Annotated in this window: 31 protein-coding genes; 27 read left to right on the top strand and 4 right to left on the bottom strand. The window is 70.5% G+C overall.

Annotation, left to right across the window (positions count from 1 at the left end):
* The first annotated feature begins 1 nt into the window (after position 1).
* From ACMTAK_RS00245 to ACMTAK_RS00190, 12 genes are all read left to right on the top strand, one after another.
* Complete coding sequence (locus ACMTAK_RS00245; protein ID WP_413804232.1) at positions 2 to 310, top strand: hypothetical protein; 309 nt, start codon at positions 2 to 4, stop codon at positions 308 to 310.
* A 112-nt stretch (positions 311 to 422) separates the two neighbouring features.
* The gene (locus ACMTAK_RS00240) at positions 423 to 1,082 is read left to right on the top strand and encodes a hypothetical protein (protein WP_413804231.1); all 660 of its coding nucleotides are present in this window, start codon (positions 423 to 425) and stop codon (positions 1,080 to 1,082) included.
* 106 nt (positions 1,083 to 1,188) lie between these two features.
* Positions 1,189 to 1,935 carry a hypothetical protein gene (locus tag ACMTAK_RS00235; protein WP_413804230.1) on the top strand — a complete coding sequence of 249 codons (747 nt, stop codon included), beginning with the start codon at positions 1,189 to 1,191 and terminating at the stop codon, positions 1,933 to 1,935.
* A 219-nt stretch (positions 1,936 to 2,154) separates the two neighbouring features.
* Positions 2,155 to 2,700: a hypothetical protein gene (locus tag ACMTAK_RS00230; protein ID WP_413804229.1), complete on the top strand. Its 546-nt coding sequence runs from the start codon at positions 2,155 to 2,157 to the stop codon at positions 2,698 to 2,700.
* Positions 2,701 to 2,924: 224 nt separating this feature from the next.
* Complete coding sequence (locus ACMTAK_RS00225; RefSeq protein ID WP_413804228.1) at positions 2,925 to 3,380, top strand: RRQRL motif-containing zinc-binding protein; 456 nt, start codon at positions 2,925 to 2,927, stop codon at positions 3,378 to 3,380.
* Positions 3,381 to 3,399: 19 nt separating this feature from the next.
* Positions 3,400 to 3,645: a hypothetical protein gene (locus ACMTAK_RS00220; RefSeq protein ID WP_413804227.1), complete on the top strand. Its 246-nt coding sequence runs from the start codon at positions 3,400 to 3,402 to the stop codon at positions 3,643 to 3,645.
* Positions 3,642 to 3,917: a hypothetical protein gene (locus tag ACMTAK_RS00215; protein WP_413804226.1), complete on the top strand. Its 276-nt coding sequence runs from the start codon at positions 3,642 to 3,644 to the stop codon at positions 3,915 to 3,917. The genes ACMTAK_RS00220 and ACMTAK_RS00215 overlap by 4 nt, the downstream gene beginning before the upstream one ends.
* Positions 3,918 to 4,043: 126 nt before the next feature.
* Positions 4,044 to 4,661, top strand: a complete 618-nt coding sequence (locus ACMTAK_RS00210) for a hypothetical protein (protein ID WP_413804225.1) — start codon at positions 4,044 to 4,046, stop codon at positions 4,659 to 4,661.
* Positions 4,658 to 5,008, top strand: a complete 351-nt coding sequence (locus ACMTAK_RS00205; protein WP_413804224.1) for a hypothetical protein — start codon at positions 4,658 to 4,660, stop codon at positions 5,006 to 5,008. The genes ACMTAK_RS00210 and ACMTAK_RS00205 overlap by 4 nt, the downstream gene beginning before the upstream one ends.
* A gap of 114 nt (positions 5,009 to 5,122) precedes the next feature.
* Positions 5,123 to 5,512: a hypothetical protein gene (locus tag ACMTAK_RS00200; RefSeq protein WP_413804223.1), complete on the top strand. Its 390-nt coding sequence runs from the start codon at positions 5,123 to 5,125 to the stop codon at positions 5,510 to 5,512.
* A gap of 106 nt (positions 5,513 to 5,618) precedes the next feature.
* Positions 5,619 to 6,290 (top strand): hypothetical protein, encoded by a 672-nt coding sequence (locus ACMTAK_RS00195; RefSeq protein WP_413804222.1) that lies wholly within the window; start codon positions 5,619 to 5,621, stop codon positions 6,288 to 6,290.
* Positions 6,291 to 6,444: 154 nt separating this feature from the next.
* The gene (locus ACMTAK_RS00190) at positions 6,445 to 6,660 is read left to right on the top strand and encodes a hypothetical protein (RefSeq protein ID WP_413804221.1); all 216 of its coding nucleotides are present in this window, start codon (positions 6,445 to 6,447) and stop codon (positions 6,658 to 6,660) included.
* Positions 6,661 to 6,799: 139 nt separating this feature from the next.
* Here the strand turns inward: ACMTAK_RS00190 and ACMTAK_RS00185 are convergent, their stop codons facing one another.
* Positions 6,800 to 7,297: a nuclear transport factor 2 family protein gene (locus ACMTAK_RS00185; RefSeq protein WP_413804220.1), complete on the bottom strand. Its 498-nt coding sequence runs from the start codon at positions 7,295 to 7,297 to the stop codon at positions 6,800 to 6,802.
* On the opposite strand from ACMTAK_RS00185, the gene ACMTAK_RS00180 reads away from it, so the two are divergent.
* The 9 genes from ACMTAK_RS00180 (at position 7,217) to ACMTAK_RS00140 (ending at position 12,554) form a co-directional block, all read left to right on the top strand.
* Positions 7,217 to 7,828, top strand: a complete 612-nt coding sequence (locus ACMTAK_RS00180; RefSeq protein ID WP_413804219.1) for a GGDEF domain-containing protein — start codon at positions 7,217 to 7,219, stop codon at positions 7,826 to 7,828. The genes ACMTAK_RS00185 and ACMTAK_RS00180 overlap by 81 nt on opposite strands.
* A complete protein-coding gene (locus ACMTAK_RS00175) occupies positions 7,825 to 8,283 on the top strand; it encodes an ASCH domain-containing protein (protein ID WP_413804218.1) in 459 nt (152 codons plus the stop codon). The genes ACMTAK_RS00180 and ACMTAK_RS00175 overlap by 4 nt, the downstream gene beginning before the upstream one ends.
* Positions 8,280 to 8,564, top strand: a complete 285-nt coding sequence (locus tag ACMTAK_RS00170; protein ID WP_413804217.1) for a hypothetical protein — start codon at positions 8,280 to 8,282, stop codon at positions 8,562 to 8,564. The genes ACMTAK_RS00175 and ACMTAK_RS00170 overlap by 4 nt, the downstream gene beginning before the upstream one ends.
* A 213-nt stretch (positions 8,565 to 8,777) precedes the next feature.
* A complete protein-coding gene (locus ACMTAK_RS00165) occupies positions 8,778 to 9,620 on the top strand; it encodes an Lsr2 family DNA-binding protein (RefSeq protein WP_413804216.1) in 843 nt (280 codons plus the stop codon).
* Entirely contained in the window at positions 9,620 to 10,084 is a 465-nt protein-coding gene (locus ACMTAK_RS00160; RefSeq protein ID WP_413804215.1) for a hypothetical protein, read from the top strand. The genes ACMTAK_RS00165 and ACMTAK_RS00160 overlap by 1 nt, the downstream gene beginning before the upstream one ends.
* Positions 10,085 to 10,256: 172 nt before the next feature.
* Positions 10,257 to 10,496, top strand: a complete 240-nt coding sequence (locus ACMTAK_RS00155) for a hypothetical protein (protein ID WP_413804214.1) — start codon at positions 10,257 to 10,259, stop codon at positions 10,494 to 10,496.
* A 107-nt stretch (positions 10,497 to 10,603) separates the two neighbouring features.
* Positions 10,604 to 11,317: a hypothetical protein gene (locus ACMTAK_RS00150; RefSeq protein WP_413804213.1), complete on the top strand. Its 714-nt coding sequence runs from the start codon at positions 10,604 to 10,606 to the stop codon at positions 11,315 to 11,317.
* A 126-nt stretch (positions 11,318 to 11,443) separates the two neighbouring features.
* A complete protein-coding gene (locus ACMTAK_RS00145; protein ID WP_413804212.1) occupies positions 11,444 to 11,719 on the top strand; it encodes a hypothetical protein in 276 nt (91 codons plus the stop codon).
* Between the two features lie 76 nt (positions 11,720 to 11,795).
* Positions 11,796 to 12,554 (top strand): HIT family protein, encoded by a 759-nt coding sequence (locus tag ACMTAK_RS00140; RefSeq protein ID WP_413804211.1) that lies wholly within the window; start codon positions 11,796 to 11,798, stop codon positions 12,552 to 12,554.
* Between the two features lie 88 nt (positions 12,555 to 12,642).
* Here ACMTAK_RS00140 and ACMTAK_RS00135 read toward each other — a convergent pair whose 3' ends face one another.
* Complete coding sequence (locus tag ACMTAK_RS00135; RefSeq protein ID WP_413804210.1) at positions 12,643 to 13,458, bottom strand: DUF6292 family protein; 816 nt, start codon at positions 13,456 to 13,458, stop codon at positions 12,643 to 12,645.
* Between the two features lie 329 nt (positions 13,459 to 13,787).
* Here ACMTAK_RS00135 and ACMTAK_RS00130 point away from each other — a divergent pair, with 329 nt between their 5' ends.
* Entirely contained in the window at positions 13,788 to 15,050 is a 1,263-nt protein-coding gene (locus tag ACMTAK_RS00130) for a ParA family protein (protein ID WP_413804294.1), read from the top strand.
* Entirely contained in the window at positions 15,047 to 16,120 is a 1,074-nt protein-coding gene (locus tag ACMTAK_RS00125) for a ParB/RepB/Spo0J family partition protein (RefSeq protein ID WP_413804209.1), read from the top strand. Before ACMTAK_RS00130 ends, ACMTAK_RS00125 begins: the two co-directional genes overlap by 4 nt.
* Positions 16,121 to 16,283: 163 nt before the next feature.
* Here the strand turns inward: ACMTAK_RS00125 and ACMTAK_RS00120 are convergent, their stop codons facing one another.
* Positions 16,284 to 17,171 carry a hypothetical protein gene (locus ACMTAK_RS00120; RefSeq protein ID WP_413804208.1) on the bottom strand — a complete coding sequence of 296 codons (888 nt, stop codon included), beginning with the start codon at positions 17,169 to 17,171 and terminating at the stop codon, positions 16,284 to 16,286.
* A gap of 132 nt (positions 17,172 to 17,303) precedes the next feature.
* Positions 17,304 to 17,603, bottom strand: a complete 300-nt coding sequence (locus ACMTAK_RS00115) for a hypothetical protein (RefSeq protein WP_413804207.1) — start codon at positions 17,601 to 17,603, stop codon at positions 17,304 to 17,306.
* Positions 17,604 to 17,975: 372 nt separating this feature from the next.
* Between ACMTAK_RS00115 and mobF the strand changes: the two genes are divergently transcribed.
* The 4 genes from mobF (at position 17,976) to ACMTAK_RS00095 (ending at position 23,238) form a co-directional block, all read left to right on the top strand.
* Positions 17,976 to 19,877, top strand: a complete 1,902-nt coding sequence (mobF, locus tag ACMTAK_RS00110) for a MobF family relaxase (protein WP_413804206.1) — start codon at positions 17,976 to 17,978, stop codon at positions 19,875 to 19,877.
* A 3-nt stretch (positions 19,878 to 19,880) separates the two neighbouring features.
* On the top strand, positions 19,881 to 20,141 hold the full coding sequence (locus tag ACMTAK_RS00105) for a hypothetical protein (protein ID WP_413804205.1): 261 nt from the start codon (positions 19,881 to 19,883) through the stop codon (positions 20,139 to 20,141).
* A gap of 212 nt (positions 20,142 to 20,353) precedes the next feature.
* The gene (locus tag ACMTAK_RS00100) at positions 20,354 to 20,554 is read left to right on the top strand and encodes a hypothetical protein (RefSeq protein WP_413804204.1); all 201 of its coding nucleotides are present in this window, start codon (positions 20,354 to 20,356) and stop codon (positions 20,552 to 20,554) included.
* Between the two features lie 1,286 nt (positions 20,555 to 21,840).
* Positions 21,841 to 23,238 carry a replication-relaxation family protein gene (locus ACMTAK_RS00095; RefSeq protein WP_413804203.1) on the top strand — a complete coding sequence of 466 codons (1,398 nt, stop codon included), beginning with the start codon at positions 21,841 to 21,843 and terminating at the stop codon, positions 23,236 to 23,238.
* The last annotated feature ends 74 nt before the right edge of the window (positions 23,239 to 23,312 follow it).

The following is a 23,312-nucleotide window of genomic DNA, read 5'->3' as shown; positions in this document are numbered from 1 at the left end:
CATGTCCTTCGAGACAGCGGATGAGGAGATCGAGCGCCTGGAGGCCGAACGACACTCCTACAGCGAGACGTTCAAGAACACTGCCGAGTCCGACACCGTCACCCGCGCGCACCTCCAGACGGAGATGGACCGGCGCACCGCCCGGATCCAGGAACTCCAGCAGCATCAGCCGCTGGGGTTCTTCGCTCGCTGGGGCCTGCGCGCCGCCTCCCTCGCCCTGCTCTGGGGAGCCTGGGAGGTCGGCCCGTGGTGGGCGAAGCTCGGCTGCGTTCTCCTCGCTGCGTTCCTCGCCTTCTACAGCCTCGGCTGACCCCACCGCCCCGTCTCACGGCCCACCCCGGGCCCCAAGGACCCGCCCAGCCATCCCGGCCGGGCGGGTCCTTCGTGTTCCCCACCACCTTCTCCCCCGCCAAGGAGCACCCGTGGAACCCCGTGACCTCACCCTCACCGAACACCAGCAGACAGCGCCCGCCCCGCAGGCCCCCGGCATACCGACCGTCGGCCTCCCGTACGACGGCCTGGAGGAGATCTGGGCGCTGTTCCCCGAGGCCCGCCCCGGCACGCAGACCACCGGCCTGCCGGTTCCGCCCGCCCCCGCCCCCGCCCACGCTGCCGCCGGCCTCTACACCGACGAGGCGTACATGGCCCGGGTCTACGACCTGGTGCGCAGGGAGGAAGCCCTCAACTACCTCCGCGCGCAGTACCAGCAGGCCGCCCTCGCCCCGGTCCCTGCCTACCCCCAGGCCGTGGCTCCGGCCCCAGCGCCCGCGCTCCCGCCCGCCGCCCCGGCCGCGCCGCAGCGAGCAGTGCCGGCCTTCGTGTGGAAGTACAGCGCCATCGCCCTGTCCACCGGAGGCGGCATCGCGCTCGCCGGAGTCGGCGTCGGAGCCGCGGCCCCCACCCTCGCCCTGCTCCCCGCCATCCTCACCGCGACCGGCCAGGCCGTGATGAGCATGGCGGGCCTGTTCGTACTGGTCTTCCTCGCACTCGCCGTACGCGGAGCCTCACGCGGCAGCGGCGGGGGCGGCACCACGGTCAACATCCGCAAGGCGGTCTTCCGGCGCAACAAGTTCCACGGATGAGCCGGGCTGCCTGCCTCGCCCCCGCCCCGCCCACCCGGGCGACGGGGACGGGACAGGCCGCCCGGCCCGCCCCACCCACCCCGCCTCGACAAGGAGCAGCATCACCTTGGCACCCAACAACCCCACCCCGGCCGCCGAAAACGATCGCCCGACGACGCAGACGAAGAAGAAGCCCCGGCTCGCCGAAGCCCGCGCCTGGTGGAACGAGGCGTGGGACGAGAGCGGCGTCTTCCACGAGATGTGGGAGGACGTGCGGCGCGCACCCGACGCCGGATGGCACGGCATGGCCAACTGGATCAAGGCCGTCGCCTCCATCGCCGTCTTCTCGTTCGTCGTCCTGCTCTTCGACGGTGCCGTCGACGTCCTGCTGGACGCCGCGCACCGCATCCTCACCGCCGTGCCGAACGTCCAGGTCGGCGACAACACCTCCACCGGCGTGTGGGCCACGATCGACAACCCGGTCCGCTCCTACATCGCCGCCCACTCAGCCGGCCTGCCGATCAGCGCATCCACCGTCTACACCCTGTGGCAGGTGGTCGGTCTCTTCTCCCTGATCGCCGGGTTCATCACCCGCAGCAACGGCGTGCGGCTGACGTGGGCGGCATGGGGGTGTGCGGGTATTGCGATGGTCTGGACGACCACCCCGGACACCTCGCGCACTGTCGCCACCGCCATCGCCGTCCTCGGCTGGACGATCGCCTCGGCCTTCGCCCTGCGCGGGCTGAACCTGCGCCCGCGGGTCTTCTCCTCCGTGCATACCGGCGCCCCGCAGATCACGGTCCAGCCGCAGATCCACATCCCGGCTCAGCCCGACGGCGGCACCCCGGACAACGTCCGCCAGTTCAACCGCTGATCCGGTCGCTCCGCCTGGTCACCGGCACCGCCGCCCCGCACCCCGGGCGGCCGGTCCCGGTGACCCGGGCGGCCCCCGCCCACCCCGTGCTTCCCGGGGCCGGCGAGGGCTGGACAGGCCGACCGGCCACCACGCACCACCCCGCCCCGCCGGTCGACGCCGGTGGGGCGCGCCGCTTACTGCCCACCTCTTCCCGTCAGCGACAAGGAGTAGCCCCGCGTGACCACCACCACCGACCTCGACACCCTGTTCACCGGCCGACGCGTCGGCCGGCTCGGCACCCTGGACCGCGACGACGCCTACAGCGCGCTGCTGGAACTCCTGGACCACATCCGCGGCCTCGGACAAGACCTGATCTCCGAGCCCGAACTGTGGGCCACCCTGAACTGCTTGCCCGAGGCAGAGAAGTTCGGTTCCCGCGCCCGGCTCCTCACCCTGCTGGGCACCGCCCAGAGCGACCACGCGATTCGCCGCGCCTCCACCGGTCAGATCCTGCTGCGCCTGGACGCTCCCTCCTGCGGCGGGCCGGAGCACGTGTGGATCCGCCTCGAATGCTCCCGCAGGGCCGAAGTCGAGATCACTGGCGCAGACCCGTGGCCGGAGCCTCAACTCCACGCCCCGGGCCCCGCCTGGTGGCGCTGCACCGGATGCCGCGCCACCAGCGGCATCCGCGCCCAGGACTTCGATCTGATCCGCGATGACGCCACCGAGCACGCCCGCACCTGCCACGCACTGCCCATGCCGCTGCCGTTCCAGCAGCGCTGATGCTCCGATCGCTCCGCCTGGTCTTCGCCGCCCGGCATCTACGGGTGTGCGAGGGCCGGACAGGCCGATTGGCCGCCATGCACCACCGTGCCCTGCCGATGTCTGGAGGAACAGCCCGTGCTCATCCCCCGACCGCGCCGCCGGATCGGCCAACCCCGCCCTCTCCGCCCCGGCCCCCGCTACCTGCACCGTCCCGCCCAGCTGCCCGGCGCCTGGAGGCAGTGATGTCCCGCCCCCGGAAGAAGCGCCGCCGCGAGGTCACAAAGGTGCCGCGCAGCGAGGCGAGGCTGCCGGAGTTCGACCGGCGCGCTTGTCCCGAAGGCATGGTCACCCGGCGGCAGTTACGGGAGAAGGGGCTGAGCCCGGGCGGGCACGGTCCGGTGGCGGTGTTGCGCTGCAAGGCGTGCTCCTACCGGCCCGACCAGGCGTGCATCCATCCCACTCGGGCCTGGCTCTACAGCGTGGAGCTTGCCCGGCCCAAACGGGTGCCGACGCTCGCGCAGGAATGGGCGCTGGACCGGGCGATGGCCGCGAGGTCCACCTGTCCCCGGTGCAAGCGCCGGTACTACTTCTGCCTCCCGCTGCGCACCCAGGGCTGTTGCGACCCCTGCGACAAGGGCTACGAGCCCAGCCTCGACACCTACATGACCTCCCCGGCCACGCACCGTCTGGCCGCCTGATCCGAGAGGACGACCACCCATGAGCACCGCCACCCTCGCCGCCTTCACCGAGCCGGACCGCCCCAAGGATCTGCTGATCCGGTTCATCACGATCGGTGGCTCGTACGTGGACGTCACCGGCCCCGGTCAGCACTCCGACAAGAACCGCTGGAACTGCCACGGCTGCGGCGACTCCTCCGGCCGGCCGGAGCAGGACTACCTGTTCCGCATCCGGCCGGACGCCAACAGCCACGCCGCCGCCTGCCGCGCCATCCCGCTGACGTGACCGCCCGCCGCGTTGCTCTGCTGCTCGCCGTCGTCCCGGCCGCCGCGGTGACCGCCGCACTCAAGCCCAGCCACCTCAAGCTCTACGCCGACCGGCACCGCATCGAGATCACCGCTCGGCCCCGGCCCAACTGCCCGCACTGCCGCGGCGAGGGCGGCTGGTGGACCGGCGGCGCCTTCCCGGAGATGGAGGCGCGCGGGTGCTGGGCCGACCGGCGCGAGTTGCGCGTCCGGCTCCTGCCCGTCCCGGCCTGGGACGAGCCGCTGTTCTGAACACCACCGTCCCCGGCCGGACTCCGGCCGGGGACGGTGTCATCACGGGGCGCCCGCAGCATCGGCAAGAGGCCGGTCGCCCCGAACACCCTGCACCCCGAATCCGAGATGAGGAGTACCTCCAGCATGACCGATCGCATCCGCGCCATCGAGGGCCTCGCCCTGGTCGCTGCCCTGACCGCCGTCTTCGACGGGGTCCATCCCCTGGGTGACCAGTTCGTACAGCGGGCGCACGACGCGTCGACCAAGGCGATGCACGGCTCCCACCTTGTCTACAAGAACGACGGCTCCCCGGTGAAGGAGAACCCGTGGCGGCACGGCAAGGAGGGCCGCACCTGCACCGCCAGCGCCTACGGCCGCCGCTCGGTGAGCCGACACGTCGCCAGCTACAGCGCCGTACAGCTCGCTTCCACCCTCGCCGTCACCCGCACCCTGGGCTACCGCGTCCCCGCGGCCGCACTCCTCACCGGCGCCGCGATCAACGCGATCACCCACGGCATCATCGACCGCCGCGACCCGCTGCTCTGGCTCGCGGAGAAAACGGGCAAGACCGGCTACATCAAGCACGCCACCGTCGTCCGCAAGGCCGGAGGCGAGGGCACCGCGTACCCCGAGCCCGTCCAGGACGTCTCCGGGCCCGGCACGGCGCTCATGGAGCTGGACCAGGCAGCCCACCGCGCGATCGGCGTCGCCGCCGCCCTGGTCACCACCTGGATCACCCTGCGCAAGGGCAGCCGCCGGTGACCCCCGCCGCCCGCACCCGGTTGAATCGCGTCCGAGCTTCGGCCGGGATCGTGAAGCTCGCCCTCCAGCAGATCGAGGACGAACTCGCCGGCGACATCGACGCCCAGGAGCTCGCGGAGATTCTGCGTGAGCTCCACCGCGAAGCTGACCCGCAGGACTGCCTCTTCGGCACCCTTGCGCAGCTGCTCACCGCCGCAGCCCGGACCGCGGAACGGATCGAGCCCGACCGCGACGGTGATGCGTCGTGTCCGCTGCATGAAGTGGCCGCGCTCATCACCGACAACGCTGGGCTCCGGGCCTACTACGCCACCCGTGCTCTCGACCCGCAGGGAGAACGCGCCCCGTAGTCCGGTCGGTCTCTGTCGGCCCCGCACTCTTTCGCCCTTGGCGGGAGGTGTGCGGGGCCGGCGCTTTCCGCCCGGCCGCCCGGCCCGGCGCCCCTCCGAAGGAGATGCACGAGCATGACCACCATCACCCGGCGCGGCCTGTACGAGCGTGTCGTGAGCCTGTTCGGCCGCCGTATCGCCTACGGCAGCACCACCGCGGTCGACGAGCGCCTCGGACAGCAGACCGCTGCCGCATACAGCCCGCAGGCGTGGCACGCGCAGCAGGCCACCGTCCGCAACACCAGCGCACTGGCTGTCCAGCCCGTCCTGCTCGATGCCCGCGGCCGCATCTTCGCCGAGGCCCTGTTCCTCGAGGGACACCTCGCCGGGGCCCGCGCGAACGGCCTCAGCCCCGAGCTGATCGAGGCCCTGGAGCGGACCGTCGACCACAGCCACGAGCTGGCCGTGCTCCTGGCCACCGCCGCCCGCACCACCACCGCCGAGCCGGAGATCACCGGCCGTTGACCCCGTCCCGGGGGCGGCCACCTGGTCGCCAAACCTGGCCGCCCCGGGACGGTCCACCCCTTCCCCGATCACCTCGGAACCCGATCACCTCGGAAAAGGAGCATTCATGGCCAAGACCGTACGGCAGATCGCCCGCGAGCTGGGCAGTGCCGCTGTCGAGAGCATCAGCACGGTCACGACGCTCGCCGCCGCGGGCATCGGCGGCTGGATCGGATACGACGCCGCACCCGACACCTGGGACGGATGGCAGGCCGTCGTCGCCGGAATCGGCGGCATCGCCATGGCGCTCGCCGCCGACGAGCTGGTCGAGCCCGTCATGCGGCCGCTGCGGCGACTGACGAACCCCCACAGCACCAACCTCACCACCTCGCATACCAGCAGCGGCGCCACCCCCGACGCCGGTGACAGGACCCCGCCGATGTCGGTACGGGACGGCATCGACCGGGTCGCGGAGGCCGCGTGCGCGGACGCCGCGAGCCAAGCGGCCATCGACGCCTGCCTGATCGACCGCGGCGGCGTCCTGCTCACCGAACGCGACCGGTGGCAGGGCTACCCCGACGGCACCGCCAGCTTCTACCTCGCCCCCGGGGCGCATCTGCACTACTGGCGCGACACCAAGGACAGCGGCCACTACCCCCGCGCCGAGTACACCTTCGTGAACTCGGCGGATGACACCCCGGTCGAAGTGACCGCGATGCGGCAGCTGCGCGAGCTTCTGGAAACCCAGGCCAGCCACGAGAACGCCGACACCTGCGATGGCGCGCTCCAGACGGTCTGACAGCCTTCCGCGCCGTCCCGTCCCTGCGCATGGGCCGGGGCGGCGCGGCGGACCGGGCCAACCCGGCCGGATCCCCGGCGCCCCGGGGGACCGCGACGGCGACGCCTCGTGCCCGCTGCACGAGGCTGCCGCACTGATCACCGACAACATTCGCATGGACCCTGGCCAGCGCAAGCGCCTCATCGAGATCATCCACAGCCTCACCGACCGCATCAAAGAGGCCAAGCTCAATGGCTGGCTCGGTGAAGCAGAAGGGCTCCAGGTCAGTCTCCAAGCCGCCAGCAAGAAGCTGACCGCAATGGATCAAACCCAGACCCGGAGCAAGACCCACATCACAGACCTGGGGATTCCCCAGATCAGACAACCCTGAGAACGCGCGAGGTGCGGCCCACCTACCAAGCATGCCGCACCTCGCCTCCACCTTCATGGAGGGCTCCAGCATGGCACGTCGAATACGCGAACTCTTAGCCCGGAGCAGGGCTACCAGCCTCACCAACGGGCTCGACCGATCAGGCTCGGGGCTCGCTGGTGCCAGCGTCTCCGGGCGGACCAATCCGTTCTGTTGCCCCGCCGAAGGGCAGAATCAGACTCCTCTTGGCCAGCAGCCAGATTCCGTCCACCTTGCGGAACGTGTCCTCGTAGTGCCCCACATTCGCCGGCAGCCGAGGTGGGATGAGCGTGCCCTCGGTATAACCGTCGACCCGATAGGTTGCGAAGTACGTGGTGGCAGTGGCGGAGAAGGCCGAATCCACCGTCACAAGGATGTTGGTGCACATACGGCGCGACAGACGGTCCGCGGGCCGGGACCCGAAGTAGTCGCGCAGAGCATCACGACCTTCCACACGACGGCCGTCATAGGACCACTCCCAGACTCCATCAGGGATGAAGAGCTCCGCGACCGAGCTCGGTTGCCCCAGGTCGAGTCTGTGGATGAACTCGAGGATCAGGCGTTCAATCGCTCGCTCTGCCAGCAAGCGGTCTATCGGTGTCAGCGCTTCAGCATCCATGGCCGTGTCCTACCAGGATCACGCCCACTCCAACGACCGGTTATTACGGGGCGAACGTCTCAACTGCACGTCGCCGTAGTCCAGGAAAACCACTTCAAGGACGTCAACGACTCGCTTGGCCACCCGGCCGGGGACGCGGTGCTGAGTGCGACCGCCGACCGGCTCACGGCCTGGGCCGGACGCGGCGCGTCTGTCGGCAGGCTGGGCGGTGACGAGTTCGCCGTCGTGCTGCCCCTCCCCCGCGGCCGCCGCGATGCACGCCTCGCGCAGCTGGTGCGGATGCTGCACACCCCGGTCACCCTCGAGGACGGTCAGGTCATCGACGTCGCCGCCTCGGTCGGCGTCGCGGCTCCGGACGCGATCGGCACCCGCGACCTGTCCCTGTTGCAGCGGGCCGCCGACGCGGCCCTCTACGAGGGCAAGCACTCCGGCCGTGCGCACTTCGCCACCAAGAAGCACGCGACGGTGCCGTCCGTCAACGGCCGGTGCGCGGGCCGCCCGGGCACGCACCTGTGGGGGCGTGCCGCATGAGCGCCGCCAAGCCCGTGCTGCCTGAGGGCGACTGGATCCGCGGCATCAGCATCAAGCAGCCGTGGGCCACCTGCATCCTCACCGGCGCCAAGACGATCGAGAACCGCTCCGGGAAGCGAAGGCCGGGCTGGAGTCCGGGCTGGGTGCTGCTGCACGCAGGCCAGCGGATCGACCGGCCCGCGCTGCGCATCCCGCTGGTCGCCCGCACGATCCACGGCCGCGAGCTCCCGACCGGCGCCGTGATCGGGATCGCCCGCACCACCGACTGCCACCAGGACCCCGCCGGGGAAGAGCCCTGCACCGAGTGGGCGGAGCCCGGTGTGTGGCACCTGGAGCTCGCCGACATCCAGGAGCTCGCCCTGCCCGTCCCCGCCGGCGGACAGCTCGGTCCCTGGAAGCCGTCGCCGGACCTGCTGGCTCAGGTGTTCCAGCAGCTGCCCGCCTTCCGGCCGTGAGCACGCGACGCAAGAACAAGAAGCCGCTGTTCGAGCCGGGCCTGATCCCGGCTCCCGGCGGCCTCCTCGAGTGGCGCGACAGCCAGCACTTCGACCGCTGGCAGGACCGCCCCTGCGCGCTGTGCGACAAGCCCACGCCCATGCGCTCCCACTACGGCGAACCCGCGCACAAGGCGTGCGCTGAGGCATGGATCGCCGCGAACCCCACCGACGCCCGACGCCAGGGGCGGTTCGCCTCGGACATCCAGCCCAAACGCCAGCGCGCCGACGACCACGTCTGAACCCTCCAACTGGAGGCCCCTCATGAGCAGGACCCCGCAGCACGACCCCGACCACGCCCTCGCCTACCCCGAACCCCCTGCCCACCCGAACTGGCGCCGCCGCGGAACGGCCAAACCCCAGCCCCTCACCCCCGACCAGCAAAAGCGCAACCGCGAGCTCCTGGCCCTCGCCCAGCGCAACCCTGCACCAGCGCCGCACAGGGGGAGCCGGCCATGTTCACCGATATGAAAGAGGCCCTCGAAGCCGAGGCCCTCCAACTCACCCCCAACAGCACCGGCCAGGCCGCCGCCGCTTCCGCGGCGATCGCCCGCCGCGCCCGCGACAAGGACGACCTCGCCGAGCTGCTGGGCGCACTCGGACTGCCCCACGGCGAGGACGACCTCGTGCGCCTGCTGCCCCACCTCCCCGCCACCGACACCCCGACGACCGGAGACCCCATGCCCGACAAGGCATTCACCGCCGTAGCCGCCTCCATGCTGAACAACGGCGACACCGCCGAGCACGTCCGCAGCACGCTCGGACTGTCGGAGAGCGAACTCGCCGAAGCCGTGCAGCACACCGGCCTGCCCGCTACCCCGGACACGAGCGACGGTTGCACCACGCCGGAGGAAGCTGTCCCGGCGCCCAACGACACGGTGGTCACCGACGGCATCGAGGCTCTGCTCACCTGGGCGGAGAACCACACGGCCGCCAGCATCCGCAACCGCGCCGCCCGCGTCCGCAGCGACCTCACCGAGCTGACCGAGCGCCACGCCACTGACGCCGCACAGCGGGACGCGGAAGAACGGGTCGCCAAGGCCAAGGCCGAACTGGAAGCCGCACAGGCGAAGCTGCGCGAGGTGAAGACCAGCGGCCGCGCCACCACACCTCTGTCCCCCACCCCCGCCTCGGCCTCGGGCCCTACCGGCAGGCGCAGCAAGGAGGAGCTGGCCGCGATCCGGACGTGGGCGCGGGTCAACGGCTACCAGGTCGCCGACCGGGGCACCCCGGCCAAGACGGTCCTGGACGCCTACGACGCCGCCCGCTCTGCCGCCAACCTGGCCGAGGCGAGCTGATGGACGCCACGCACCTTGCTGTCGACGGCTACCTCGACACCGTCCCCACGCCTGGCGACAGCCCGGGCACCGCCCGGTTTCAGCTGATCGTCTCCCCCACCGACACTGCCGTGGACGACGTCGTCTGGGCCTGCGCCACCGGTGAGCCCCGCATCGCGCAGGTACTGCTCACCGAGGTCCAGCCCGGCGACCTGCTGCGCGTCACGGGATTCCTCACCCAGCCCGACGACGCCGCCGCACCCGTCCATCTCAGCGTCGATGCCCTGGAGGTTCTGGCCGCCGCGCCGATGGGGGTGCTGCACGGCATGGTCCTCGACCGGTACGGCCCCTATCGGTGCGTGTTCGACGCCGACACCGCGACCGTGCCCGTCTTCACCGAACACGGCGCCTGGGTCGGCGAGGCACCGAACCCGGACGCCATCGGCGACCTGATCGACGCCTACGAAAACGGCGGTCCCCACTGACGGCCGCCAGCCGCAGCGCAGCTTCCTCAGAGCAGGACACGCGCGTCGTCATGGACGTGCGCACTGGCCTCTGGTCGGTTGCCGAGCATCGGCACACCCTGAGCGCCGTGCCCGCCTCCTGCGCGGACACGGCGCTCCGTCGTCACATCCCCCGCAGACACAGGAGCCCTCGATGGCCCGCATCACCGTCACCGTCGAACCACGCCACGCCAACAACAGTCCCTGCGAGCACGCGGTGAAGCCGTCCGGGAAGCCCCGCGATCCGGCGTCCGGCTGCCCGGGCCGGACCGCATTCGCCGTCGTGTGCAGTGAGCACGGCGACGTCGGCGGCCTCCACCACCTGAAGGTCCTCGCCGAGCCCGCGGCCGTCGCGCACCGCCAGGAGCACCGCGCCGCCCTCGCCACGCGCTGACCCCGTGCCCGGCCCCGGCCGGGATGCCCTCATGCCTGCGGGACGACCGTCGACACCGACTCCGGCCGCCCCACCGACACCAACCGCACGAAGGAGCACTCCTACTCATGACCGGCACCACTCACCTCACCCGCCTGCGCACCCGGATGCTCGCCACCGCGTACACCAACGCGGACTTCTGGGCTCGCCGCTGGGCCTTCCTCACCGACCAGGCCGTGGGCGCGCTCGCCCGCCGCGACCCCGCCGCAGCCGAAACCCTCGCCGCGTCGCTCTTAGCGCCGGAGTTCGTCCACGACACCCAGATCCTGGGCGCGGCCGTGGAGGCCGGCATCGACACCAGCCACTGGGAAGAGCGCCGCCAGAAGGCACGCGCCTACGCCCGTGAGGCCCATGAACTGCCCCCGCGGTTCGACCCGGACGCCGAGGCCCGCAGGCTCTGGGCATCGCTGTTCGAGCACTACCAGCCGATCGCGGCCGCCCTGACCAGCTACCTCCGTGAACTGCCGCCCACCTGGCAGGAGGACCTGTTCACCCCCAGCCCCGACTCCCCCGCCACTCACCAGCCGGACCTGGAGCGGCCGGGGCCGGAGACCGCGCCGTACGACGTGTCCTGGGAGGACTGCCCGGCCTGCACCGAAGCCCAGGACCAGTGCCGCTACCACGCAGGCGTCTTCGCTGGCATGGAGTACCAGCGCGGCCTGATCACCACGGCCCTGACCGACCACACCGCCATCGACCAGCTCCAGCAGCGCCACGACGAACTCCAAGCGAAGACCGCCCAGCCCATGGCCGCTGACGCGAGCACCTCCGCCACCCCCTGACTCCCAGGTAACCGTCGACTCTCGAGCCCGGCTGCTTCGCCCCACCACCGACACACACGCGTGGGGCGCGCCCCACGCCTGGACAGCAACGGCGCGCCCCACCACCTCACAAGGAGGCACGACCAGATGACCACACCCACCACCGCAGCGGAACCCGACCCCATGCGCCGACCGGACGTCTTACGCCTGGCTACCGACCTCCGCAGCGCGGAGGACGAGCTGGGGACGCTGCGCGGGCAACTCCGCGAAGCCGTCACCTTCGTCCACGACCCCGCATACGACATCGAATCCCGCCGTGCGCTGGCCCGGTGCCTCGGGGTCCACGAGCCGAGCGACATCCCCACGGTGCCCCCAGCCGCCGCCCCACACCAGGGGCCCAGGGCTGTGTCTGCCGCCCGCTGACGCTCACTGATCTACCAACGCGGCGCCGGGGGCGGCGCCGCGTTCGTCTTTTCCTCGTACGAGCCTGGAGGCTCCTGTGGTTGACGTGTTCATCGACTCCTTCGGCGCCCGCTGGCAAGACCCGCCACCCCCGCGCTACCGTGCCGCCGTCCTCAGCATCAACCTGACGAACCAGTTACTGAACCCGCCCGACGACCCGGCCCTGGCCGACGTCGTCGCCAAGCAGACTGGACAGGACGCGGGCGTACGCGACTACGTGCTCAACACCCCAGGCGCGGCCCACATCATCGCCGACGCCGTGCATGAACTCACCGCGCTGCTCGCCACCGCCAACGGCCGTCCGGTCCAGCTCCTGGTGAACTGCTGGTACGGCAGGCACCGCGCACCCGCCATCGCCGACGCCATCGCCCACCGGATGCGAGAGGCCGGAGTCCGCGTCCACGTCACCCACCATCACATCAGCCGACCGCCGGTCCCTCGCAAATACCCGCGGCCCGACTGCCCTTTCTGCCGGATCATCCACGACGGAGCTCCCGCGACGATCGTCCACGAGTGGGACGACGCCCTCGCGATCGTGCCCCGCAGCGGCGGCTGCACCGACGGCCACCTCCTGGTTCTGCCCCGCGGCCACGTCCAGGACTTCACCACCGACCCCGTCGTGGCCGCCACCGTGCAGCTGCGCGCCGCCGAACTCGCCCAGCAGATGGGCGGCCAGTGGAACTATCTCACCTCCTGCGGCGAAGCCGCCACCCAGACCGTGCTTCACCTGCACGGCCACCTCGTCCCCCGCGCCGCTGGCGACGGCCTCGCTCTCCCTTGGGCCCACCCCGCCTGAGGGCAAGAGCCTGCCCGATGAAGCCCTGCCCCGGTCTCTGCCGGGGCAGGGCTTTTTGCGTTTTCAGGCTCATTTCCGAGGGTGAGTGCTACTCCTCTTCCAGGTCTTTCCTGCGGCGGTATTCCTCGATCCGGCGGCGCACCTCGTGCGCATGCACGATGGCTTGCCGGTGCTCGTGCGCGCTTGCATGGCCTTGCCCCACCCGACGCGTCAGGTCGGCAACGACTGGGGCCACGAAGTCGTCCGGGCCCCTCGCTGTGGAGTCGGCTGCTTCGGCGTATTCGAGTAAGTGGAGCACGGCTTGCAACTCGTTGCGCCGGATCGGCAGGTCCACGATCGTGTCGTCCCCGGATACCAGGGCCCTGATCACACGCTGTCGGTATGCCTGGCCCTGCAGTGCCTGGAAGCGGTACTCGTACCCATGCCCGCCAAACTCGCCTTCGGGTGCGACTGACTCCAGTCGCTTCAGCAGCTCGGAGAGGTCCTCCCGGGGGGTGCGGTAGAAGGGCCGCTCTGCGCTGCCGGCACTTCGGGCGTCCAGCTGAGCGGACGAAACGAATGCAGCCACTCTCTCAGGAGAGGGCAGCAGGCCCGCGCCAAGCCAGCGCGCTCCGTCGTATAGCCCACCCCCACTGTTCGGGACGAGGAACAGACACCAGCCGGACGTGGCTGCCCAGTGGAGCCCTGCTTCGCCGTCCGGGAAGATGCTTCGCTGGAAGGCGGAGCCGAAGTCGATCCCGCCCTCGACGTCATCGGTGTCCGGTTGGGTCATGTCGTCGTGGTGGCCGTACGCATGGACGGACTTCACTGGAAGCCCGTCGGCTAAGAGCTTCTCGGCAACGGCTGTGACGTAGTGGCCGATGGCGGACTCAAGGTCGTCCTTGAGATTCGAGTCGGGTGTCATCCGATCCCCTCTGCTGGGACACTGCCGTGATCACACTGTGCCGCCATCACTCCCCGCAAACAGGTGAATGGGCGGACTTTCTATCGGCCGTTCCAGGGAGATTGGGACCTACTCCCGGATATCGCGAGCCTAGGAGCCCGTCAACGAGGGACGCCACCGAACCCACCTCGCCGCGCGCCAACTATCACGGCGTGATAGTTGGCAGGTGCCCGTGCCCAGCCCCTCGCGCGGTAGGCATGATTATCACGGCGTGATACCTGACGCCGCATAGGGAGCTAGGTAACGTGTCCATGCTTGAATCGATCACCATCGTTAGTAAGGTGTCAGGCATGGCTTCCCCCGCTTCCGCTGGCGACCGCGAGAAGGTCGTTTCCAAACTCCCCGGGTGGCTCCGCCAGGACCTCAAAGTCCGTGCAGCCCAACTGGGTACCGAGATCCAGACCGCAGTGACGCAAGGCATCACCTACTGGTGCGACCTCGCGTCGACCCCGCCCACCGTCGACACCTCAGGCGCCGACTCTTTCTCCACCTGGCTCCCCCCAGGCCAGTGGGAAACCTTCAAGGACTCGGCATCCGATCGCAAGGTCTCGATCACCCAGGCCCTCGCCCAAGCCGTACAGCTCTGGCTGCAGAAACACCCCGCACCCACCGTGCAGAGACCAGACATCCCCCGCCGCATCATCACCTGCAACCAGAAAGGCGGCGTAGGGAAAACCGCTGTCGCCGCAGGCACCGGCGAGGCCATGGCGGAAGACTCGAACGCTCTCTACCCGGTGCGCATCTCCAAGCACTTCGCTGCAGCGCTACTCAAGGAGAGTCCGGGCGAAACCAGCGACAGGTACTCCGACCCGCTGGCCATAGAGGACCGGCCCGGCCTCGGCCTGCGCGTCCTGCTCGTGGACTTCGACCCCCAGTGCCACCTCACCCAGCAACTCGGGCACACTCCACTGCCCATGGACGGTGACAGCCTCACCAAGCACATGGCGGGCGAACCCGCCGGCAAGCTCCGCGACCTGATCGTCCCCATCGAAGACGACCAGTTCGGCGACCGCCTGCACCTCCTGCCCAGCTGCAACGACGCCTTCCTCCTCGACGTCAAACTCGCTGGCGTGCGCGCACGTGAAGCCGCCCTCGAACGAGCCCTCGCACCGATCGAAGCCGACTTCGACGTCATCATCGTCGACTGCCCGCCCAGCCTGGGCCTGAGCATGGATGCCGCCGTCTACTACGGCCGCCGCCGCGAGAACGAACCTCCCGGCTCCTCCGGCGCCCTCGTCGTCGTCCAGGCAGAAGACAGCTCAGCCGACGCCTACACCCTCCTGACCACCCAGATCGAAGACCTCGGAACCGACCTCGGCCTGGACATCGACTACCTCGGCATCGTCGTTAACCACTACGACGCCCGCCGCGGCTACATCGCCACCTCCTCCCTCGAAGCCTGGATGGACATAAGGGACCCCCGAGTCGTCGGCGTCATCGGTGACCTAAAGGAGCAGAAAGAAGCAGTCCGCGTGAAACGCCCTCTCCTCGCCTACTCCCCCAAATGCGACCAAGCAGTCGGCATGCGCGCCCTGGCACGGGAGATCTCATGAGCAGCAAAGCCTCGAAACTCGGAGCGAGCGCCTCATTCGGCCAGGCCCGACCCGTCAGCGCCCGCCGCGCCGCGATCAGCGCAGCCACCGGAGCACGCACCGAAGGCGTACCCGACCCCACAGAGCTGCCCGTCGGCCAGATCAGCCAGAATCCCGACAACCCCCGCGACCACCTCCGCGACCTTGAGGACATCACGCAGAGCATCAAGGAACTCGGCGTCATCAACGCGATCACCGTCGCCAGCATCGACGCCTACCTACAGGAACGCCCCGAACGCGCCGACGACCTGGACGAAGGCACCAAGTACGTTGTCGTGGACGGCCACCGGCGTCTCGAAGGTTCCCGCCGCGCAGGCAAGGACACCATCAAGGTGCTGGTCGACGACGCCCGCGTGGCAACCGATGAGGCTCTCCTCGAGGCCGCGTTCGTCGCCAACTTTCATCGCGACGACATGACCGACCTCGAGCAAGCCCACGTCCTGGAATCGCTGGTCAAGTTCTACGGCAGCCAGACCAAAGCCTCACAACGGCTCGGCCTCCCCCAGGCGACAATCTCCTCCAAACTGTCACTGCTCAAGCTCTCCCCCGACCTCCAGGCCGAACTGGCCAGCGGCCAGCGGCAAGTCGAACACGTCCGGAACCTTGGCAAGCTCAGCCCCGAAGGACAACGGGCTGCGGCGGACACCCGAGCCGCAGAAGCCAAGCGGCGCGCAGAACAGAAGCGAAACAACCAGAAGGCGGCAACACCAGCCGCAACCCCCGGCTCTGCCCCAAAGCAGAAGACTGACGACTATCACGCCGTGATAAGTCAGAACGCAGGCCAGACAACCACAGAGCCATCAGCAGAGGGAGCGACCACCCAGGCCCCGGCCAAGAGGGCGACTGGTACAACGTCCGCCCCCGTGCCGGCGCAGCCCGGCGATCGGGGAAGGGACTCCACGGAGCGGAGCGAGGGGCAAGACACTGTCCAAACGCTGCCATGGCGTGATGTACCTGCGGTCGCCAAGCTCATCCGCGCCCGCATGACGGACGACGAACGTCGGGAGTTGGTCGCCCTGCTCCAAGCCTGAACCAACCGCCCAGCAAGGAAGACGTGACCGGGGTGGCGTCCTTCCTAGGTCGGCGCGACTTCTACTGCGGTCGCGACGGAGTGAGCAAGCCTCCGCGTCCTCGAGGACACCGATACTGCGCTGGTGACCGTCTGCCGCCCCGGCGCCGAAGCACGCTGGCCCACTATTCCGCCGTGCTCCCGGCGCGCGGGATCTCAACCGGGTTGTCGAGATAGAGGCGGGCGGCTTGGAGGAAGACTTCGCGGTCCTGCCGCAAGAACCGCAGAATGTCTCCCGCTTCGCTGGCCAGTTCATGCCGACCGTCATGACTCGCGTCCCGGAGGAGCAGCTGAACCTGGCTGGTCGGGATGGCACATTCGGCGAGCGCAGCGACGACTGCGGAGTGAGCAGCCTCAAGCTCCCGGTACGCCATGTGGAGAGTGCCGTCATCCGTAGATCCGGCCAGGAGTAGAGGTTCCCCCGAGGCGGACCGGACACGATTCGCCAGAAGCGTCAGGCGCTCCAGCGCGGACCAGGCCCTCTGCGCACGACCCGCGACACCATCCGCGGATCGGGCACGTTCCCCTTCGACGGCCGCCGACAGCTCTTGCCACGCGCGTGCCGCGGGACGGTCCTCCTCGCAGAGTTCGCAGAGGTCATTGCATCGCTGCACGAGCCGTTCAGCTGCTGCCACAATCGGAGTTGGCCCTTCAAGCTCAAGGACGACGAACGCCGTCTGCACACTCCGGAGGCCGGGGTCGAGGTCAACGTCGGACCCGCTGAAGACGGCCTCAGACGACTTCACGACGTCCTCAACGGAGAGCAGGAAGGCCGACCAGGCATCGCGCCGGATACCGCGGCGCCATTGGTCGTAGGCGGCGCTGTTCTGCGCGGCGGCCTGGTCGAGCGCGGCTCTGTATGTTGCCTCGGCCTGCGCGAGTCCCGCCTGACTGGCGGCCTCCGCACCCCGTAAAGCCGCACGAAGCTGCCACTTCCCCACCAGGACAGCGGCCGGTATACCGAGTGCCGCGACCGCAGCAGCCGCCAGGGCGCCGATTCCTTGAAGGTCCATAGCTGGCGATCGTGTCGCAGACGAACGTCAACACGGAAGCAATCACGCCGGGCCTGCGCAGTCCGGCAACAACCTGGGGAAGGACACGCCACGCCCGCGATCGGGCCCGCCGTCCCTCCTTCCCGGGCCCGGTCAGGCCGTGGCGAGGATGGCGTGGGTGCCGATCCGGCGCCAGACGATGTGCGGGATCCCGGGGACTATCTCCGGGCCGTACTGCCAGGTGGCCCGCCCGTTCCCCGCCCAGGTCAACTCGTAGACGCCACACGGAGCGGAGCGGACGCGCTTGATGCGTAACGCGGCTCGGAAGCCGGCGCCGGAGCGGAGGTCGGGAATGAAGGCCCGGGCGAGGACCTGGTGGAAGCGGTGGTGTTGTTCGGGTGTGAGGTGGTGAAGGTCGGTGGTGAAGCGGGGCAGGGCCTCGTAGGTCGGCACGCGGTCCTCCAGGAAGCACGAAGCCCCCGGCGAGTGCCGGGGGCGGTGGGTGTCTTGTCTGGGGTGAAGGGAGTCGGTGACGTGGTGCGGGGCGGAGCATCTTTGGCTGGTAGCCGGGGGAGCGGTACGTAGGTGCGGGGTGGTTGACGGTGGAGGCGGCTGCTGTCGGCTTTTGGGGTGTGTGTGGTGTGGGTGGCTGGTCGTCGCGCAGTATTTGCATGGGCCCTGAGCGTCAAAAGCGGTGCCCGCCGGGCGGGCGCGAAGCCGTTGCCGGCGCCCGCCGTGCGGGATTGGCCGTGAAGTTCTGCTGAGCCCTCCCGCCCCACGGGATCGGGGCTTTTTCGCAGGTCAGAGCCGGTGTTCCCTATGGGGATGCTGAGCATTGCGAAGGTGCAGCCGGGGAATGCGTGGCGGTACTACCTGCGGGGCGTGGCCGTCGGGGATGGTCGCCGTCCGGCCCGCAAGCCGCTCAAGGCCGCCCAGAAGGAAGTTGGTCTCCCGCCCGGGGTGTGGATGGGCCGTGGTCTGCCCGCGCTTGGGCTCACGGCCGGGGAGACGGTGACGGAGCGGCAGATGGAGCTGCTGTTCGGCGAGGGTCGGCATCCGGATGCCGACCGGATGGAGCGTGAGCGCCTGGACGACGGCGTCGACCCCGACACGGCGCGGTTGAAGACCGTTCTTGGGCAGCCGATCGAGGAGATCGAGCAGCGGAAGCAGACTCCGCTGCTCGCGCTCGACTTCGTGTTCCGGCCGCAGGCGTCCCTGGTCGTGCTGTGGGCGCTGGGTGACGACCACACTCGGCGGGTCATCGAGCGGGCGCATGAGCGGGCCATCGCCACCGTGCTGCGCTGGCTGGAGGACGAGATCGCAGAGACCCGGTGGTCCTCCGGCCGGAAGCGTGCAAAGGCACCGGCCCTGGTGGTCGCGCGGTTCCGGCACATGGACAACCGAGACGGCCTCCCTCTACTCCATGACCATTGCCTGATCCTGAACCGGGTGCAGCGCCTGGACGACGACGGTGAGCCTGTGTGGGGCGCCCTCGACACCCGCCGCCTCTACCAGCATGTTGTGGCGGCCGGGACGCTCTACACCCTCACGATGACGACGGAGGTGTGCGAGGAGCTCGGACTGGCAACCGTGCCCCGCGAGGTCACACCCGGCCTGCGTCCGGTGATGGAGATAGCCGGCGTCGGCCAGGAGCTGATCGACTGGTCCTCCACTCGCCGTCAGCGGATCGAGGACGCCCTGGAGGGCATCACCGACCAGTACGTGAAGGACCATGGGCGGCTTCCCGGCGAGCGCGCCCGTCACGGGCTCGGGTGGAGGGCTGCGCAGGACACCCGCCCGGAGAAGAAGACCCCGCGACCCCTGCACCAGCTGCGCGCGTGGTGGCGGGCGTCCGCGATCCGGCGCTTCGGGCAGCAGCTGGTCGACGGGCTGCTGGAACGGTGCCGTGCGGCCGGTGCGGCGATCCGGGCCCGGGTGCGGCCGCTGGTGGACACCGCGCTCGCCGCCATCGACGTTGCCGCCGTCGTCTACACCGTCCGCGGTGCGCTCGCCCGCCGCCACGTCCTCGCCGAAGCCCGCCGGCACCTCGCCGAGACCCTCCGCGGCCGCGCGTGCCCGCCCGGCCTGGACGACTACATCGCTGACCAGGCCCTGGCCCGCCATACGCGCCAGCTCACCGTGCCCCGGCCCGGCCGCCGGAGCCCGGCACCGGACCAGATCACTTACACCGCCGACTTCCGCTGCCCCGCCCGCTGGTGGATCGCCGGTACGGGTAGGCCGCCGCGGGCGTCGACCCGGTACGAGCGGGCCCAGGTCGCCAGCCTCGCCCTGCAGAACGCGATCCGCATCGCCCGCGCTGGCCCCGCCGCTGCGCGGGACGAAGCCCACGCCGCGACCGCTTCAGCCACCGCGCACACCGAGGACCACAACCACGACCAGACGGCGGCCACACCGCATGCCGTCGACCACCCAGACCGGGACGCCGCCCTCATCCCGGCGCAGCGGGCCGCCGCCCACCACGCCCACCAGCAGGCCGCGATGCCGGAGCAACTGGAGGGCCGGACGACGGACCCCGCGACGTGGCTGCGCACGCCGGAGAACCTCAGTCGGCTCGCCGCCTTCACCCGCGAGGCCGACGCCCGCCGCCGCGCCATCGCCGACCGGCAGCAGCCGGAGCGACCGGCCGCCGCGGACCGTCCCACTGACCAGCAGCAGCACCACACGCCCCGGCCCGACCAGGGCAGGGGAGCGGCCCGCGACCGCTGATGGATGCAGACCAGCCAGCGTGTGGCCGATCTGTGCCTTCACTCCGTCGTGGACTCGGTGCGGGTCGAGAATCGAGAAGCGTTGGCACCCGAGCCGGGAGGCCCTCGGCTCGGGCCGGCCGATTCCGATGGGCAGAACACGGCTGCCGGCGCCCCGTATGAGCGGGCGCACCCCGCGATCCTCGCCTGGACCGAGAGCAGCGCGGCCGACCGCGGCAGGAACGAGCTGACGCTGCGGGACCTCAAGGCCATGCAGCGGAGCTGACCGACGCCACGCGCTGACGCCCACGGACCGGATGCCCGTGGGCGTCAGCGCCTGCAATGCCCGGTACGCCGGGCCAGCGGCGGGGCCCCGTCTCGCGGGACGGGTGACGAAGCCGCCGGAGCGTCTGCCGGGACGCGGCCGACACGCACGTCCTGGAGGTGATGGAGAGAGGGCAGGGTGCACAGGACCAACACCCGAGCACGGAGGCCCGCATGGCTGACTCCGCCCCGCTGTACCTCTCGCCGGAGCGCCTGAAGCAGCTCCAGCGAATCACCGACGCGATCCGGCTGCGAGCGGCGCTGTACCCGCCCCCGAAGCCGCCGCAGCGCCGTCGCCGCACGCGGCAGTACCCCAGCGGCAAGCCGAACCCGTCGTGGCAGTCTGTGTACTACCGCGGGCGACGCCGGGGATGAACCGAACGACGCGGTGCGCACCGCGTCCGACGACGAAGCACATCGCGCGCACCGAGGCGCGCCACGATGAACTTCACCCTGCGCACCGGTGCGCGCACCGGCGATGGCGTTCACTCCCGACCGCCGCACCGGTGCGCATGACGATGCCCCCGGTGATGCGCACCGCACCGCGATGCGCGCACTCACAGTGACGCTGCGCACGGTTGGCGCGGCCGATTGCGCACCCCTCCTCGGGGTGCGCAATCGGCGACGTTCTTCCTAGACCACGTTCGCTACCGCCTGCATCATCTCCTTATGCGTGCACGATGCTGCGCATCAAGGGGAGAACTCTTGCCGCCCCTCCCCGCCCTCGAGCCATTCACGTTGAGTGAAGCGGTGCGTGGCGCGGTGCGCACCCCCGACCACGGTGCGCACAGCTGGGAGGGAACGCACAGCATCGTGCGCGCCGGGGCGGGAGTGAACCGCGCCGAATGCGCACCGCTGGTGGGGGAGCGCCGTTCATCGCGCACCACGCACTGCACTGGTGCGCACCACGATGCGCACTGGTGACACCGCAGCGGCCCGCCGGACCTGCTCCGGGGCGAGCTGGGTCTTCGGCGACGTCGTCTCCATGACGCACCCCTACCTGCTCGCTGGCCGGGTGCTTGCTGGCCCGGCCGATCGCCCTACGGTTCGGGTCTGGGCCTGTGGGCAGAGGCCGTGCTTCGGCCCGTGACGTCGGTCACGGACAGACCCGTCCGGACCAGGGGCGGTCAAGGCGAAATCGGACACCCACCGGTGGTGACCGTCAGACTGTGGACAAGGGGTGCTTCCTCACGGTGGGCTCGGCCCGTACGCAGATCCGCGTGCGGGCCGGACAACCGACGGCCCGGCCATCAGGCCGGAGAATCCGAGGACACCGTGCCTGCACCCGACCGACCCGCCCCTTGCCGCCGCCGCGCCCGTCCGCGATCCTGGAGCCCGGCCCGCCGCCACCTCACTATCCGGCCCGGCCGCGCCCGGCGCATCGGCTGTTGGTCAAGCCCCGGTGAGGCACTGCCGCCGGCGCTTGCGTTCCCACTGCCGAAGCCACTTCCGTGCCCTGCACCCGCGCACCCGTCATTTCTCCTTGTCACCACAGGTTTCCGGGCCCGCACTGGATCGTCACAACCCTCTTCTCTCCCCTTGTCCTTGAGTTGGTTGTCGGTGGTGGGGGAGAGCATCGGGTCCGGGGGCCCGGTCCCCTCCACGGCCGGGGGCCGGCGCCCGGCCGCTGGCCGGTCGCGGACGACGGGAGGGCGAGCCTGATGGCCAGCAAGCGCGAGGCGAACGAGGCGGGATCGAGCAACGACCTGCGCGGCGATGTGCTGCGCGTCCTCGGAGTGCTCAAGGTCGCCACGGCCGACCAGATCCAACGGCTGTGCTTGCCGCACCTGACCTACCGGCACACGACCAAGCCGACGGCGGCCAAGCAGAAGGAAGCACGCACCGCCTCCCACCGGGCTGCGGCGAACGACCTTCGCCGCCAGGGCCAGCTCCTGGACGGCGGCCGCACCAAGCGAGGGGAAGAGGTCCGCATCCTCACCGCTGCCGGGCTGGCGGCCGCCGGACTCGAGCTGGACCGCGAGCCGGAAGAGATGGGCGGCATGCCCAAGGGCGCGGGAAGCTCCGGGGCCTCCCACCCGATGACGGTGAACGAGACAGTCATCGCCCTGATCCGCCCGAAGCCGAACCTGGACCTGGTCGCGGGCGAGCCGCCCGAAGCGGTCGCCGCCGCACAGGCCGCCGTCGACGCCCCAGACGGGATCGGCACCCTCGCCTCCTACGCCACCGAGGTCGCGCTCCCGGTGAAGGGCACCTGGAAGAACCCCGCGATCGGCAGCGCCCGCGCCGACGTCGTCCTGACCGCCCCGGAGGCCGGGGTGCCGCTGCTGTTCATCGAGGTCGACAACTGCACCGAGGAAGCCGTTCTCATCTCCCAGAAGTTCGACAAGTACGCCCGGTTCTTCCAGCGGCAGGAGAAGGACACCGACGGCATTGAGAAGCCGCTGTGGCGCACCCGCTGGTCTGCCCCCGACTGGGAGGGGTACGAGCGGGTGCACCCGCCGGTCCTGCTTGTCTTCCACCAGGTCGGCCAGCGCTCCGCCAAGAGTCAGATGGCCCGGGTCGCCGACCTCACCCGCCACCACTGGCAGGGACGGTGGCACCCCGAGGGCGGCTACCACTCCTACGACCGCTGCATCCCGATCGTGGCGACCACGCTGGAGGAGCTGCGCGAACACGGCCTGGCCGGGCCCGCCTTCTGGCGCTTCGGACGCGACCACCGCCAGTCGCTGCTGGACGCGATCGGCAATGCCCGCCGGGACGCCTACCTCGCCCGCCGCCGCCAGGCCGCCGGGGAAGAACAGCGGCGCCGTGAGGAGCGGGAAGCCGCAGAGCGGGAGGCGCGGCGGCCGGTGTGCAAGGACTGCGGGCAGAAGTTCACCGACGACCGGTGGAAGGCGGTCGGCTACACCCGGGACTGGAGGGCCCGTCAGTCACACCCGCACCTGTGTGAGGCCTGCCAGAGCCAGGCCGTCGCAGCCGAGCAGCAGGCCGAAGCCGACGAACGCGAGCGCCAGGAGCAGGAGCGCCTCCGCCAGGAGGCGGAAGCGGAGCAGGCCGCGCGGAAGACCGGCGGTTGGCTCGGGCGCTGGCGCACCTGACCCGGGCGGGCCTTCCGCCGACGCGCGGGCAGCCCATGGGTTCCGGGGACAGGCCCGTTGTCTGTGGCGACTGG

The sequence above is a fragment of the Streptomyces lacaronensis genome (genome assembly GCF_047337785.1).
GTDB classification, from domain to species: Bacteria; Actinomycetota; Actinomycetes; order Streptomycetales; family Streptomycetaceae; genus Streptomyces; species Streptomyces lycopersici.
The sequence above is the reverse complement of the archived record's forward strand: the minus strand, read 5'-3'. Positions and strand labels throughout refer to the sequence as shown.